The 13,139-nt window shown below is 56.2% G+C and carries 13 protein-coding genes; 1 reads left to right on the forward strand and 12 read right to left on the reverse strand.

Going from position 1 to position 13,139, the window contains the following annotated elements; all coding sequences use genetic code 11:
- Positions 1 to 20: 20 nt before the first annotated feature.
- From murG to mraZ, 10 genes are read right to left on the reverse strand one after another with little or no spacing between them, the layout of a single operon-like run.
- Complete coding sequence (gene murG / locus ACR2R1_RS11695) at positions 21 to 1,097, reverse strand: undecaprenyldiphospho-muramoylpentapeptide beta-N-acetylglucosaminyltransferase (protein WP_086135153.1); 1,077 nt, start codon at positions 1,095 to 1,097, stop codon at positions 21 to 23.
- Positions 1,082 to 2,281, reverse strand: coding sequence for a putative lipid II flippase FtsW (ftsW, locus tag ACR2R1_RS11700; protein WP_077728484.1), 1,200 nt, complete (start codon positions 2,279 to 2,281; stop codon positions 1,082 to 1,084). The genes murG and ftsW overlap by 16 nt, the downstream gene beginning before the upstream one ends.
- Complete coding sequence (gene murD / locus ACR2R1_RS11705; RefSeq protein WP_210023770.1) at positions 2,278 to 3,663, reverse strand: UDP-N-acetylmuramoyl-L-alanine--D-glutamate ligase; 1,386 nt, start codon at positions 3,661 to 3,663, stop codon at positions 2,278 to 2,280. Before murD ends, ftsW begins: the two co-directional genes overlap by 4 nt.
- 3 nt (positions 3,664 to 3,666) lie before the next feature.
- Entirely contained in the window at positions 3,667 to 4,749 is a 1,083-nt protein-coding gene (mraY, locus tag ACR2R1_RS11710) for a phospho-N-acetylmuramoyl-pentapeptide-transferase (protein WP_077728486.1), read from the reverse strand.
- Positions 4,740 to 6,113 (reverse strand): UDP-N-acetylmuramoyl-tripeptide--D-alanyl-D-alanine ligase, encoded by a 1,374-nt coding sequence (locus tag ACR2R1_RS11715; RefSeq protein WP_434110199.1) that lies wholly within the window; start codon positions 6,111 to 6,113, stop codon positions 4,740 to 4,742. Before ACR2R1_RS11715 ends, mraY begins: the two co-directional genes overlap by 10 nt.
- On the reverse strand, positions 6,110 to 7,624 hold the full coding sequence (locus tag ACR2R1_RS11720) for a UDP-N-acetylmuramoyl-L-alanyl-D-glutamate--2,6-diaminopimelate ligase (RefSeq protein ID WP_434110201.1): 1,515 nt from the start codon (positions 7,622 to 7,624) through the stop codon (positions 6,110 to 6,112). The genes ACR2R1_RS11715 and ACR2R1_RS11720 overlap by 4 nt, the downstream gene beginning before the upstream one ends.
- Positions 7,621 to 9,354: a peptidoglycan D,D-transpeptidase FtsI family protein gene (locus ACR2R1_RS11725; RefSeq protein ID WP_434110203.1), complete on the reverse strand. Its 1,734-nt coding sequence runs from the start codon at positions 9,352 to 9,354 to the stop codon at positions 7,621 to 7,623. The genes ACR2R1_RS11720 and ACR2R1_RS11725 overlap by 4 nt, the downstream gene beginning before the upstream one ends.
- A 15-nt stretch (positions 9,355 to 9,369) precedes the next feature.
- On the reverse strand, positions 9,370 to 9,627 hold the full coding sequence (gene ftsL / locus ACR2R1_RS11730; RefSeq protein WP_077728490.1) for a cell division protein FtsL: 258 nt from the start codon (positions 9,625 to 9,627) through the stop codon (positions 9,370 to 9,372).
- Complete coding sequence (gene rsmH, locus ACR2R1_RS11735) at positions 9,624 to 10,565, reverse strand: 16S rRNA (cytosine(1402)-N(4))-methyltransferase RsmH (protein ID WP_077728491.1); 942 nt, start codon at positions 10,563 to 10,565, stop codon at positions 9,624 to 9,626. Before rsmH ends, ftsL begins: the two co-directional genes overlap by 4 nt.
- Positions 10,562 to 11,020, reverse strand: a complete 459-nt coding sequence (mraZ, locus tag ACR2R1_RS11740; protein ID WP_077728492.1) for a division/cell wall cluster transcriptional repressor MraZ — start codon at positions 11,018 to 11,020, stop codon at positions 10,562 to 10,564. Before mraZ ends, rsmH begins: the two co-directional genes overlap by 4 nt.
- 440 nt (positions 11,021 to 11,460) lie before the next feature.
- Between mraZ and ACR2R1_RS11745 the strand changes: the two genes are divergently transcribed.
- Positions 11,461 to 11,757, forward strand: a complete 297-nt coding sequence (locus ACR2R1_RS11745; protein ID WP_133717623.1) for a hypothetical protein — start codon at positions 11,461 to 11,463, stop codon at positions 11,755 to 11,757.
- Between the two features lie 182 nt (positions 11,758 to 11,939).
- Here the strand turns inward: ACR2R1_RS11745 and ACR2R1_RS11750 are convergent, their stop codons facing one another.
- Both ACR2R1_RS11750 and ACR2R1_RS11755 read right to left on the reverse strand, forming a co-directional pair.
- On the reverse strand, positions 11,940 to 12,524 hold the full coding sequence (locus ACR2R1_RS11750; RefSeq protein WP_434110205.1) for a M23 family metallopeptidase: 585 nt from the start codon (positions 12,522 to 12,524) through the stop codon (positions 11,940 to 11,942).
- A 287-nt stretch (positions 12,525 to 12,811) separates the two neighbouring features.
- Complete coding sequence (locus tag ACR2R1_RS11755) at positions 12,812 to 13,069, reverse strand: YgaP family membrane protein (protein ID WP_077728494.1); 258 nt, start codon at positions 13,067 to 13,069, stop codon at positions 12,812 to 12,814.
- Between the last annotated feature and the right edge of the window lie 70 nt (positions 13,070 to 13,139).

The following is a 13,139-nucleotide window of genomic DNA, read 5'->3' on the forward strand; positions in this document are numbered from 1 at the left end:
CGTATTGTCCCGCGATTTGCTCAGGCAGCTTCACGGTCGACCTCATTCAGGCAGATTTCGGCTACCACCTGGGCCGCATCCGGCTTCGCCAGGGCCGATGCGCGCTCCGCCATGGCCTTCAGTCGGGCCGGTTCCTGCATCAGGGCGGTGATTTCTTCGGCAAGACGCTCCGCGGACAGCTCGGCCTGAGGAATCAGCACGGCCGCTCCATTATCGACGAGGTACCGGGCATTGTGAGTCTGATGATCGTCTATGGCGTATGGATACGGAACCAAGATCGACGGCAACCCCGCCGCGGTCAGCTCACTGATCGTCATCGCTCCCGAACGGCAAACCACCAAATCTGCCCAGGCGTAAGCCTCGGCCATGTCCTCGACAAATGCTTCGATCCGCGCCGACAGTCTCAATTGTGCGTACCGGACCGCTGTTTTTGCCCGCATCGCCTCTCCGGTCTGATGAAAAACGCGAATCGGCATCTCAACCCTCGCGAGGGCCTCCGGCACGATCTCGTTCAAAGCCCTGGCGCCTTGGCTACCTCCGAGAACCAAAATCTTAAGGGGCTCGTCCCATCCGGCCCCGATTTCTCGTTTAAGAAAAACAATTTCTTGCCGTACCGGATTTCCGGTACAGAGCGCTCCCAACTTGGGTGCGAAACTATCGGGAAAAGCTTCCAATACCGCTTGCGCCCTCCGGGCGAGCCAGCGATTGGTAGTTCCTGGAATGCGGTTTTGCTCATGAAGCACCAAGGGGATACCCAGCAGACGCGCCATAAGCCCCCCCGGCCCCGAGACGAATCCCCCCATCCCGAGAACCACGCTCGGCTTGACGCGACGCAAAATGAACAATGCCTGCAAGCAAGCTTTCGTCAGCATGAACGGAAAACTCAACTTGGCTAACCAGCCCTTGCCGCGCAAACCTGACACCGACAACCATTCCACGGGGATACCGGCCGCCGGCACAACTCGAGCCTCCAACCCGGACCGAGTCCCCATCCAGACTACCTCGTGCCCCCGCGCCAAAAGCTCCCGCGCGACCGCCAAGGCCGGATACACATGACCGCCGGTACCGCCGGCCATGATCATCAGACGTGCGCCCATTTGGCCCTAACCCTGGGCGCCGCGGCATAAGCCTCGAGGGCTTCGCTCCGAACCCGAAATAAAAGTCCTAATGCCGCACACATAACCATCATGCTTCCGCCGCCGTAACTCATCAGCGGCAAGGTCAGTCCTTTCGTGGGCAACATGCCCATATTCACTCCCATATTGATAAACGATTGAAGTCCAAACCAAATACCGATGCCGTAAGCAACGAACGCACCAAAGCGGTTCTCAGCCCGGTCGGCCAGCTGACCTATTACGAGCGCACGCCAAACAATCAGCATAAACAGCGAGATAACAGCGGTGGTACCGACCAATCCCAACTCTTCGCCAATGATGGAAAAGAGAAAGTCGGTATGCGCCTCCGGCAAATAAAACAGCTTTTGCACGCTCGAACCCAAACCCACCCCGGTCCACTCGCCGCGACCGAACGCGATCAGGGCCTGGGTAAGCTGAAAACCGGTATCGAGCGGATGTTCCCAGGGATTGGTAAAACTGAGTACGCGCTTCAAACGGTATTCAGCGCTGTAAATCAGCCCAACCCCGGCAAATGTCATTAGGCCGAGCAGTACGCCGAACTGCCATAATCTCGCACCACCCAGAAACAACATGCCCAGTGCCGTCGCCATGACTACCGCAGTCGCACCGAAGTCGGGCTCCATGAGCAGCAGTAATGCACCTATGGATAGCAGCGCCAGAGGCCGGATCATTCCTTGAACCGAGTCGCGCACCGTGCGGAGATGACGGTGGATATAGCTTGCCGTATAAATGACGGCGATGAGCTTGAATACCTCGGAAACCTGAACCCGTATGCCGAATAAGTTGATCCAGCGCGAACTCCCGTTCACGACCTTGCCGACGCCGGGCATCAAAACCACGACCAGTAGAACGAGCCCAAACAGGAACAAGCTCAACGACGATTTCTGCCATGACTCTAACTTGACCGAGGCGACGGCGCAACCGGCGCAAAGACCGAGAGCGATGTGGACTAGCTGGTGTCGGGGGAAATAAAAGCTGTCCTCGGCGAGTTTCTCCCCGAGGTGCAGAGAGGCCGAGGCAACCATTACGAAACCGAGGAGCAGAAGCCCTAAGGACGCAACCAATAAGACAGTGTCCAAATAAAAGCGCCGGTCCCCCCAATGCAGCACCAACCCGCGCCCGCGGACTGTCACTTTCGCCCTCATGGCGAAAGCCCCATGACTTCTTCCGTGAACACCCGTCCCCTTTCCTGATAGTCCTTGTATTGATCGAGGCTGGCACATGCCGGAGCCAGCAGAACCGAATCGCCACGCTGCGCCAAGGACCGTGCAGCCCGGACCGCCTGACGCATATTTTCGACGCGGACCGTGGGAACGACATCTCTCAACGCCGTTTCCAACAACGGGGCGTCTTTGCCCATCAGCACCGCCGCCCGCACCTTTTCGGCGACTACGGGTCTGAGTACGGAGAATTCTGCATCCTTACCATCCCCCCCCGCAATCAGTATTGCCTTGGAATGCAACCCGGCCAAGGCCGCCATGCACGCACCGACGTTGGTGGCTTTGGAGTCGTTAATCCACGTGACGCCGTCGATTTCCGCCACCGTTTGCATGCGATGCGCCAGCCCCTCAAACTTTTCGAGCGCATTGATCATGGCCGCTTGCGACAAGCCGATCGCTTCTCCCAGCGCGACGGCCGCCAGGGCGTTGGATACATTATGGCGTCCTTGAATACCGATTTTCTCAGTCCGGATCAGCGACTCGCCGTGACTTGTCAGCCACTCCGCTCCGTCGGCGACCGAAATGCCGTAATCGACACCCGACTCTCGCAAGCCGAACCACACACAGCGTCGATCCGGTTCCACCATCGCCGCAACCATAGGATCGTCGCGATTCAGCACCATTACGCCCTGCCCGCGAAAAATTCGTCGCTTGGCATCGGCATAAGCCTGGATGTCCGGATAGCGATCCATATGATCGGGGCTGATGTTGAGAACGGTCGCTGCGTCCGGCCTTAAAAGCGAGGAACGCTCCAACTGAAAGCTCGACAGCTCTAGAACGTAAAGCTCCGCTCGGTCGTCCAGAAGCTCCAGCATCGGTGTACCGAGATTCCCCCCCACTCGCACATTCCTGCCGTCGGCTTCCGCCATCAGGCCGACTAGTGTCGTTACGGTACTTTTGCCGTTCGCTCCCGTGATCGCCAGAATGGGCGCTTTCGCCATGCATGCGAAAAGATCGAGATCGCCGAATACCGGTATCTTCCGCCGTTGAGCCTCCTTGATTTTCGGCTGGTCCAACGGCACGCCCGGGCTGACGATCAAATGGGTAGCGGCCGAGAATGCCGCACTGTGAAGGCCGCCCAGAAAGACTCCGGCGTCGGGGCAAGTCTCGCGCAATTCTGCCAGACACGGGGGCCATTCCCGAGTATCGGTCACCGCAAATTCGATACCTTGGCCTGCCAGAAAACGCGCTACCGAAAGACCGGTCTTGCCCAACCCGAAAATCAGAACACGCGCGGAGCGGCGGTCCAATCCGAGTTTGTCCAATGGATTTACGGCATCAAGATAAACCTCTGCGTTTGCCGCCATCTTTCACCTCAACTTCAAGGTCGCGAGTCCAATCAAGACCAGAATCACGGTGATGATCCAAAAGCGTACGATCACGCGCGGTTCCGGCCATCCCTTTAACTCGAAATGATGATGAATAGGTGCCATGCGAAAAATACGGCGACCGGTGAGCTTGAATGAAATGACCTGAAGCATCACCGATAAGGTCTCCATGACGAACACGCCGCCCATGATCATCAGCACGATCTCTTGCCGGACCAAAACAGCGAGTGTTCCGAGAGCGGCGCCCAGCGCCAGGGCACCAACATCGCCCATGAAGACCTGAGCCGGATAAGCGTTGAACCAAAGAAATCCGAGCCCGGCCCCCACCAAGGCGCCGCAAAATACCACCAACTCGCCCGCCTTGGGTATAAACGGAATGCCTAGGTATTCGGCAAAGTTCACGTTGCCCGAGACGTAGGCAAAGATGCCGAGAGCACCGCCCACGAGCACCGTCGGCATGATGGCGAGGCCGTCGAGGCCATCGGTCAGGTTCACCGCATTGCTCGAACCTACGATCACGAAATAGGCCAGAATTGGATAGGCGAAACCCAAGTTCAGCACAACCTGCTTGAAGAACGGCACAATGAACTGAGTCTCGGTCGAGACCGTGGCAGTGCCATAAAGAAACACCGCTGCCGCCATACCGACCACGGACTGCCAAAAGTACTTGTGTCGTGCGGCCAAGCCGTCGCTATTGCGCAGTACCAGCTTTTTGTAATCGTCGACGAAACCCACCAGGCCGAATGCCAGCGTGACCAGCAAAATGACCCACACATAGCGATTGCTGAGATCGGCCCAAAGCAGGGTGCTGATCGCTATCGACACCAGAATGAGCGCCCCGCCCATGGTCGGGGTTCCTGCTTTGGAAAAATGGCTCTGCGGCCCGTCGCTCCGGATACTCTGTCCGACTTTATATTTACTGAGGTGTCGGATCATCACCGGTCCGACAATGAATGAAATGATCAGGGCGGTTAACACGCCCAAAATGGCTCGTAACGTCAGATACTGAAAGACGCGAAAAACGTCGAAGTACTTTTGGAGAGCCTCTGCCAGTATCAGCAGCATAGATCGCTCCGCTCCCGCAATGCCTCTACTACCCGCTCCATATGTTGACTGCGTGAACCTTTAATCAATAACACAACGTTCTCGTTAATCTGCTGTCGTATTTGTTCAATCAACTGGTCCTGCTCTTGGCAATACAGAGCACCTTCGCCGAAAGACTCCGCCGCCCGGTCCGCATTCGGGCCCACGGCAAATAACCGAGCCACGCCCATCGCTTTCGCTTGGCGGCCGATCTCGGCGTGCAACTCCGCGCTCGCCTCACCCAGTTCGCCGAATGCGCCCAAGGCAACCCAGTGCTCGCCCGAAAGCTGCCGTAGCACATTTAGAGCGGCCCGAAAGGAATTGGGATTGGCGTTGTAGGCATCGTTAATCAACAAGGATCCTCGAATGCCGTTTGCCGGCTCGACGCGCCCCGGCACCGGAACAACGCGGGAAAGCCCTGTCCGTATCTGTTCGATATCGAAACCCAGTGCGTAAGCCACCGCTGCCGCCGCTAGCGCATTCGTCACGTTATGATTTCCAGCCAAGGACAAAGCCAGAGGATAACGGCCTCCTTGATATAGAAGATCGAAGGACGAGCGGAACTTACCGTCGCTTATGCCCGTTCGTATGGAATCCGCATCGGCGCGTACCACAGCATCGGGGCCGAAGCCGAAACTGATGACCTCCCGGGAGCCGGCCATTTCGCGCCAGCGTCCGAAGAAACGATCGTCCGCGTTAAGCACGGCAGCACCGTCCGGCCCGAGTGAAGCAATCAATTCTCCTTTTGCTGACGCCACGCCCTCGAGCGAGCCGAAACCTTCCAGATGCGCCGCTCCGGCATTGGAAATTACGGCGACGTCCGGTTTCGCCAATCCGGCGACGTAAGCAATCTCGCCCGGATGATTCGCACCCATTTCTATTGCTGCAAAACGGTATTCGTCCGCCAGCCGCAACAACATCAAAGGAACACCGATATCATTATTGAGGTTGCCCTGCGTCTTGAGCACCGGTGCGGCAACTCCCAGGATGGCCGCAATCATCTCTTTGACGGTCGTTTTTCCGTTGCTGCCGGTGATGCCGACTAAACGACCGGTCCAACGATCGCGGCAAGCCGCCGAAAACCGTCCGAGCGCTATTCGTCCGTCTTCGACCCTCACTTGTGGCAATTCGCAATCGGTCCAGCGCTCGACCACTGCTCCACAGGCACCCGCCGATTTCGCTTGGGCGACGAACTCGTTGCCGTCGAACCGGGCTCCGCGAATAGCCAGATAGAGATCACCGGGCTTCAAAGACCGGGTATCGATACTTAGATTCTCGAATGCCACATCGTCGCCATGCCGCTCACCGCCGACAATCGTGCTGAATTCGGAAAGACGCATCTTCATCTCGGCAACTCCAGTGCGGAAAGGATTTCCATTACCACTTCGCGATCACTGAAAGGATATTTCTGGCCTTGAATTTCTTGGGTGTCTTCGTGTCCTTTTCCAGCTACCAGAACGATGTCGCCGACAGCCGCCCGTTCGAGTGCCCAGGCGATGGCTTCACGGCGATCGCGGATCGTGACGGTATTACCGAGACGACAACCGGACCGAATATCCCGGATGATCTGGTCACCATTCTCGGAGCGGGGATTGTCATCGGTCAATACGACGCCGTCGGCCAGATCTTCTGCGACGGCACCCATCAGCGGCCGCTTGCCGCGGTCGCGGTCGCCGCCACACCCGAAAACCACCCACAACTTTCCTTCGCAATGCCGACGCAAGCTCCTCAAAACACTGGCAAGGGCATCGGGGGTATGGGCGTAATCCACGACAGCGGTCCGCCCTCGCTCGGAAAATCGTTCCATGCGTCCGGGCACGGGGCGAACATTCTTGAGCAGTTCCGCTGCTTCGGGCAATTCGCAATCCAAACCAAGCAAAACGGCCAAGGAAGCAGCCAGATTTTCCACGTTGAAATCGCCGTAGACCGGTGCGAACACATCGGCAAGCTGCTGACGATACCGTGCCTGAAAAGCGATTCCTTGCGAATCTTGATGTACGACGCTTACGGAGACCACGGCTCCAGATTCGATTTTTCGCTCGCGCGAACTAAAAGCGACCAATTTTAGATGAGATGGTGCCCGGCTCAAAATGGCGTCGGCGATCGGATCATCGGCGTTGAAAACCGCGAATTCGAGCCCCGGCCAAGCCAGAAGACGTAACTTTGCTTCCAGATAGGCATCCATCGTACCGTGGTAATCCAGATGATCACGGCTGAAATTCGTGTATAGCGCCCCCTTGAAACGGACGCCGTTGAGTCGACCCTGAACCTGGCCGTGGGACGAGGCTTCCATGGCTATGAACTTGACGTCTCGGCCGTGCAGGCGAGCCAAAAGATCGTGAACTTCGATGGCGTCCGGCGTGGTGTGGTGAGTAATCTCGAGTGAGCCGGGCACCCCCCAGCCCAGAGTTCCGATTACGGCAGCCGGCGCTTTAGCCGAAAGTGCATCGGCGAGGAAGTGGCTACACGAGGTTTTGCCGTTGGTGCCGGTAATGCCGACAATGTCCAAGAACGCGGACGGCTCGCCAAAAAAACGATCCGCGATAAAGCCGATTTTTTGGTCGAGCGACTCGACCGGCATGCAGGGCATTCCGGCAATACCCCTTGCCAAAACATCGCCGTCACCCGCAGGATCATAAATGATGGCCGAACAACCTTGCCGAATCGCCTGTTCGGCATGGCGCATGCCATGCGAACGGTGTCCCGCCAGCGCCACGAAAAGATCGCCTGGACGAGTGCGCCGACTGTCATGACTGAGTCCGCCGACCTCAACCGAACGCGAAACGGGAGCATCGACAAAGCCGGACAATAAGGCATCCAGCCTATGCGCCCGAATCTGTGTTTCGACGGTCGTCATGCGGGCTCATCCTGCTGCGCGGCGAGGATTGGCATGATATCTCCCTGATCCGGGGCGATGTTCAACAATCGCAAAGCCCCCTCCATGACACGCGAGAAAACAGGCGCGGCCACCGCTCCGCCGTAATACTCGCCTGCTGACGGCTCATCGATCATGACCACCATGACTAGGCGTGGCTTGCTTGCGGGCGCCATTCCCGCGAAAACCGACAAATAACGTGAAGATGAGTAGCCGCCCACCCCGCTTTTCTTGACCGTCCCGGTCTTGCCGGCCACGCGAAAGCCTGGAATGGCAGCCTTCAGCGCGGTCCCTTCACGGGTCACGACTTGCTCCAGCATTGCGCGCACGCCGCCAGCGGTCTGGGCCGACATGATCCGATGCAATTCGGGTGAGTTGTTTCGCTTGACCAGACTTACCATGGGCATCACCCCGTCATTGGCCAAGGACAGGTAAGCTCTCGCGAGCTGTAACGTCGAGGCGGATACGCCATAACCAAAGGACAAGGTCGCCTGTTCGAACGGACTCCAGCCTTGATAGTCCGCAAGGCGACCATTGGCCTCACCGGGAAAACCGGTCTCCAAAGGTTGGCCGAAACCTAGATTGTTATAGAACGCCCAGAACTTTTTCGAAGGCAAGTTGAGCGCGATCTTCGTGACGCCCACGTTGCTCGACTTTTGAAGGACATGCGCAACATCGAGAACGCCATAGTTGTGGATATCCTTGACGATGTTGTGTCCCACGCGCATCGTACCCGGCGCCGTATCGATCACGGTATCGGGGCGGTACAGTCCGAGCTCCAGGCCCAGGGCCACAACAAACGGTTTCATCGTCGAACCCGGCTCGTAAATATCGGTGATCGCCCGGTTGCGCGACGCACTGCCCTTGACCTGAGTACGGCTGTTGGGGTTGTAGGAAGGCTGATTGACGATCGCCAACGCTTCACCCGTCTGAGTATCCAGCAACGCCAAAGAGCCGGAGCGCGCTTGATGCTGAAGTACGGCTTTCTTGAGTTCTCGATACGCTAAATATTGCAGGCGCTGATCGATGCTCAGAGCAAGATCCTTGCCGGGTACCGGCGGCCTGATGCTTTCCAAGTCTTCGATGACGCGCCGCTTGCCGTCACGGATTATCCGCTTGGCGCCCTCCACGCCCTTCAGCCAATCGTCGTAGGCCAATTCCATCGCCTCTTGGCCCTTGTCATCGATATTGGTAAAGCCGACCAGGTGAGCAGCCACTTCTCCGGTGGGATAGTACCGACGATATTCGCGCTCCGAATAAACACCCGCGATGCCCAGCGCAATCACCTGGTCGGCCAATTCTGGGCTTATCCTTCGCTTCAGATAAGCGAAACTGCGATGCTCGTCGCTTCCGACGTGTTTCTCGAGCGCGCCGGACGATAGGCCTAGAAGATCCGCCAAGGCTTTGCGCTTGTCCGCCGGAATCTGTGCCTCGCGGAACTCCTTCGGATTGACCCAGATGGATTTGACCGGCGTGCTAATGGCCAGCAACTCTCCGTTACGATCAAAAATCCGCCCCCGGTGCGCCGGCACCGGTAATATCCCGACGTGACGCAGATCGCCTTGACGTTTTAAGAATTGTCGATCCAACACCTGTAGGTAAACGGCGCGTCCGATCAAACCCGTCATGGCGACCAGCATAACGATCAACAGAAAATACCAGCGACCGCTGTAGTCTGCCTCATTTACCGGCCTGGGTTGGATAATCAACATATTTCGGCGCGACGTCTAAGGTTTGATGTAAATGATTGATTCTCTAGCAGGCAACATCATGCCCAAGCGGCCGTGCGCCAGCCTCTCGATACGGCTATGCTCGGCCCACGTATTTTGCTCGAGCTGCAACTGTCCCCATTCCTCGTCATAGGCGTCCAGCTCCTGCTCGAGCTGCTGAACCTCGGCGAACAACATCCTCGAGCGATACTTGGTGTACACAACACCCAAGGCAGAGGCCACGGCCACCACAAGCAACATCAGCAGAAATCTCATGATTGGATGCGCTCCGCCACGCGCAGGACCGCACTTCGAGCACGCGGATTGCTTCGAACTTCCTCCGGCTCCGGCATGCGAGCTTTACCGATGCGCTTCAGCCTTCCAGGCTCGGTAGGGTGCAAGGAAAAATGCGAGAGCACCGCCCCTCCGCGCTCCTCATCACGCATAAATCGCTTCACGATCCGGTCCTCCAATGAATGAAAAGCTATGACCACCAACCGCCCGCCGGGCTTTAGTACATCCATGGCTTGCCGCAGTCCCTGCTCAAGCTCCTCCAGCTCTCTGTTTATGAAGATGCGGATCGCCTGGAAACTCCGCGTCGCCGGATGTTTGCCTCTTTCTCGCGTGGGAACGGCCTTTTCGATGAGCTCGACCAATTCGCCCGTGGATACGATCGGGCTTTTCGAGCGCCTCTCGATGATCGCCCCGGCGATGCGCCGGGCATAACGCTCCTCGCCGTAATCCCGAAGCACGCTGACCAGCTCGCTCTCGGACGCACCCGCGAGCCATTCGGCCGCCGTCATGCCTCGGCCGGTATCCATGCGCATATCCAAAGTACCGTCGCGCATAAAACTGAATCCCCGGCCCGCCTCATCCAACTGAGGCGAAGACACGCCTAAATCCATCAACACTCCGGCGACATGACTTGACCATCCGCGGAGCTGTACAAATTCGCGCAGACTCGCAAAACTGCCGTATTCGAGGGCAAACCGCGGATCCGTCATAAGCCGCTGGGCCTCTTCGGAGGCTACGGCTTCGGGATCTTTGTCCAAAGCCAGCAGTCTTCCTTCCGGCCCCAAGCTCTCGAGGATTGCTCCACTATGTCCGCCACGCCCGAACGTGCAGTCGACATACAAGCCGTCAGCCTTCAGTGCCAAACCATCCAGCACCTCACGCAGCATGACCGGCCGGTGCGCCCGATCTTCCTGACTCACAGCGCCAAAGATCCCAACTCGGGCGACAAGTCCTCCAGGCTCTCCAGGCGCTCCTCTTCGATCCACTCGTCACGAGAGGCATTCCAGGAATCCTCGTCCCAAATCTCGAATTTATTACCTTGACCGATCAGCGCCACACGCTTTTCCAATCCGGCGAACTTCCTCAAAGGCTCGGGAACCAGGAACCGTCCCTGGCCATCCATCTCACACTCGGTGGCATGGCCGATCAACAGGCGCTGCAAACGCTTTGCCTGTTTATTTAGAGAAGGAAGCTTCACCAGCTTGCGCTCAATCTCTTCAAACTCGGGAAGCGGGTAGAGCATGAGGCATTTGTCCAGACCGACCGTAACCACCAATTGGCCGTCACAATTCTCATGCAACTCCGCTCGATAACGCGTAGGCATGGCCAGACGACCTTTTTCGTCGAGATTGATGGAGTTAACGCCTCGAAACAAGAAATCCCCCTACTTCCATTGGGCTCCATTTTTTTCCACTTATTACCACCTGAATGGAATATAGAAATCATCTGCAACCAAGTCAAGCAAGATCCTTGAATATTTTTTCGGGGCAATGGCATAGTCGAAACCAACCTCGACGAAGGCGCCTCGACTGGAAGGTTCTTTTTAATAATCAACAATTTGTTACATACACCGAGAGAGCCTTCGGTGCTCGATGAACTCGACGAGAAACCGTGAATCAGCGGATTGTCAGTTTTCACTGCGCGAGCGCGGCAAAAACGGGCTTGATCGGCGATCCAACCCGAAGGTCGATATTGCTCGAAACCCGTCACGCCAAACTCGTTGATCGGTTGGGATACGCGCCATGAAGGGAATAGAGTTCTGTCGTGGATAGAGGCAATGCCTCTATCCATCGAAAAATTTGCAGATGAAGTTGAATGAAATCGGCGTCGCTGGCGGCGACTAGATCAGACAATGACGAAAAAGATCATTCCGGAGTGGAGAAGCTTTTCCGAGGAATAGGCCTAACGACCACCATCCCCCGGAAAATTACAAAAATCGATCATGCACGAATCGGAAAACATCGCCCCAGGGCTGCAAAAGCCCCGGAGAAAGCAAACTCATTTCGTCGCCTTCTTCATAAATCCGATGCTCCCCTCTTTATTAACGTTTGCGTAGTTGTTGATACAGAAACCAATCGAAAAGGCTACGGAAGCCACAAGCAAGCCAGTTAACAGAAGCTCAACCCAAGTCATCACAATCATTTAAACCTCCCGCGGGTATCAACCGACTAATGATCGCCAGCGGTTCCATCATATTACGCCACTTTACGTTTACAATAATCAAAATTATATAAATATTGATTCCTCACAAGAAACTATAATGATCGATAGATGCAAACGTTGACCAAGCTTCTTTATATTAAGAATCGCTTGCCCCTGAACGACAACGCGGCACACGCGAAACGACACCGAAGGCTAATTTCCGGCGAGCAGAGGAAATGGATTGAAGCTCTACCCCCTGGAAGATAGAGGCCATAGTGAAGGTGGCTCGGCGTAGTGCGAGCGTTACCCGTATTCCCTACGTAACCCAAAAGATCGCCTGGCCATACGATATCCCCTACCCGGATCGGTGCCACACGTTCGAAATGAGCGTAATAGTGAACCTGACGGCCGGGCCCCAACACCGAGACGACATTCCCGCCTAATCGATTCTGTCCGACTCTCATAACAATCCCGTGCGTAGTCGAATGGACAGGGGTTCCTTTGGGAGCGAAGATGTCAATCCCCTCATGCGTTCGGCCGCCGCTTCTTATCGCTCCCCATGTATCTTGCAGATTTCGTGGTTTAACACCGGCGACGGGAACCGGCAGAGTGGTCGGCGGGTTTTCAAACAGAAGCCGGACAACAAAGACGGAATCTCGCACTATAGATCCCGGAAGGAGACTCGGAACCCCAAATAGAAAAAAAACAGCGATAAAGCCTTTAAGGATACGCAACATGCACCCCCAATAAATTCATCGTTCGTTATTAAATCTCCACGTAAAATTCTTACGTGAAGTTCAGCTCGAAACTTAGACTGATTACGATGAATTCTTTCCCGAATTGTCTATCGTTGGAGGCGGGAGGAGACGGATTCGGCAGCGGACTCAAGCGCCGGCGAGTTACCGAACATGACTATTCAAAGACAACTTGGCGCTGCGCGCGACAAGGCAGAAGGCGAGTATTTCGGCGCTTCCCTGCGCCGTGTAGCACTGGGACCGACGAGGTCCAGTCGATGAAAGCCGGTTTAATGATCCGTCTGAGAACTGGTGGAACTAGCTTGCTCTTCAGTCGGATCTACCGTGTTCTTACCGAGCCCGGAATAGACGGGGCACCAGCGAAGACGAGCAGAAGCCAATAGAATACCGCCTACGATCAACAGCGGGATATTGGCCAGAAATACCGAGACTAGCGCCAGTGCGGCGCCGACACCGTAACGGATTTTCTGGTCTTTAAGCCCGACGTTGAGCTCGCGTTTAGTCATTTTTTTTATATCGAAACTCATCGCTAACCTCCTCTCTCAAAGAGAGTGCGATTGTGCAAGCTTCATATCAATCGCGCAAGCTGATTCCATT

The organism is Methylocaldum sp. GT1TLB, assembly GCF_051027445.1.
Classification (GTDB): domain Bacteria; phylum Pseudomonadota; class Gammaproteobacteria; order Methylococcales; family Methylococcaceae; genus Methylocaldum.

Excerpts from the sequence above, each read along its gene's own strand:
- murG (WP_086135153.1), bottom strand. The coding sequence starts at position 1,097 with ATGGGCGCACGTCTGATGATCATGGCCGGCGGTACCGGCGGTCATGTG.
- ftsW (WP_077728484.1), bottom strand. The coding sequence starts at position 2,281 with ATGAGGGCGAAAGTGACAGTCCGCGGGCGCGGGTTGGTGCTGCATTGG.
- murD (WP_210023770.1), bottom strand. The coding sequence starts at position 3,663 with ATGGCGGCAAACGCAGAGGTTTATCTTGATGCCGTAAATCCATTGGAC.
- mraY (WP_077728486.1), bottom strand. The coding sequence starts at position 4,749 with ATGCTGCTGATACTGGCAGAGGCTCTCCAAAAGTACTTCGACGTTTTT.
- ACR2R1_RS11715 (WP_434110199.1), bottom strand. The coding sequence starts at position 6,113 with ATGAAGATGCGTCTTTCCGAATTCAGCACGATTGTCGGCGGTGAGCGG.
- ACR2R1_RS11720 (WP_434110201.1), bottom strand. The coding sequence starts at position 7,624 with ATGACGACCGTCGAAACACAGATTCGGGCGCATAGGCTGGATGCCTTA.
- ACR2R1_RS11725 (WP_434110203.1), bottom strand. The coding sequence starts at position 9,354 with ATGTTGATTATCCAACCCAGGCCGGTAAATGAGGCAGACTACAGCGGT.
- ftsL (WP_077728490.1), bottom strand. The coding sequence starts at position 9,627 with ATGAGATTTCTGCTGATGTTGCTTGTGGTGGCCGTGGCCTCTGCCTTG.
- ACR2R1_RS11745 (WP_133717623.1), top strand. The coding sequence starts at position 11,461 with ATGAAATCGGCGTCGCTGGCGGCGACTAGATCAGACAATGACGAAAAA.
- ACR2R1_RS11750 (WP_434110205.1), bottom strand. The coding sequence starts at position 12,524 with ATGTTGCGTATCCTTAAAGGCTTTATCGCTGTTTTTTTTCTATTTGGG.
- ACR2R1_RS11755 (WP_077728494.1), bottom strand. The coding sequence starts at position 13,069 with ATGAGTTTCGATATAAAAAAAATGACTAAACGCGAGCTCAACGTCGGG.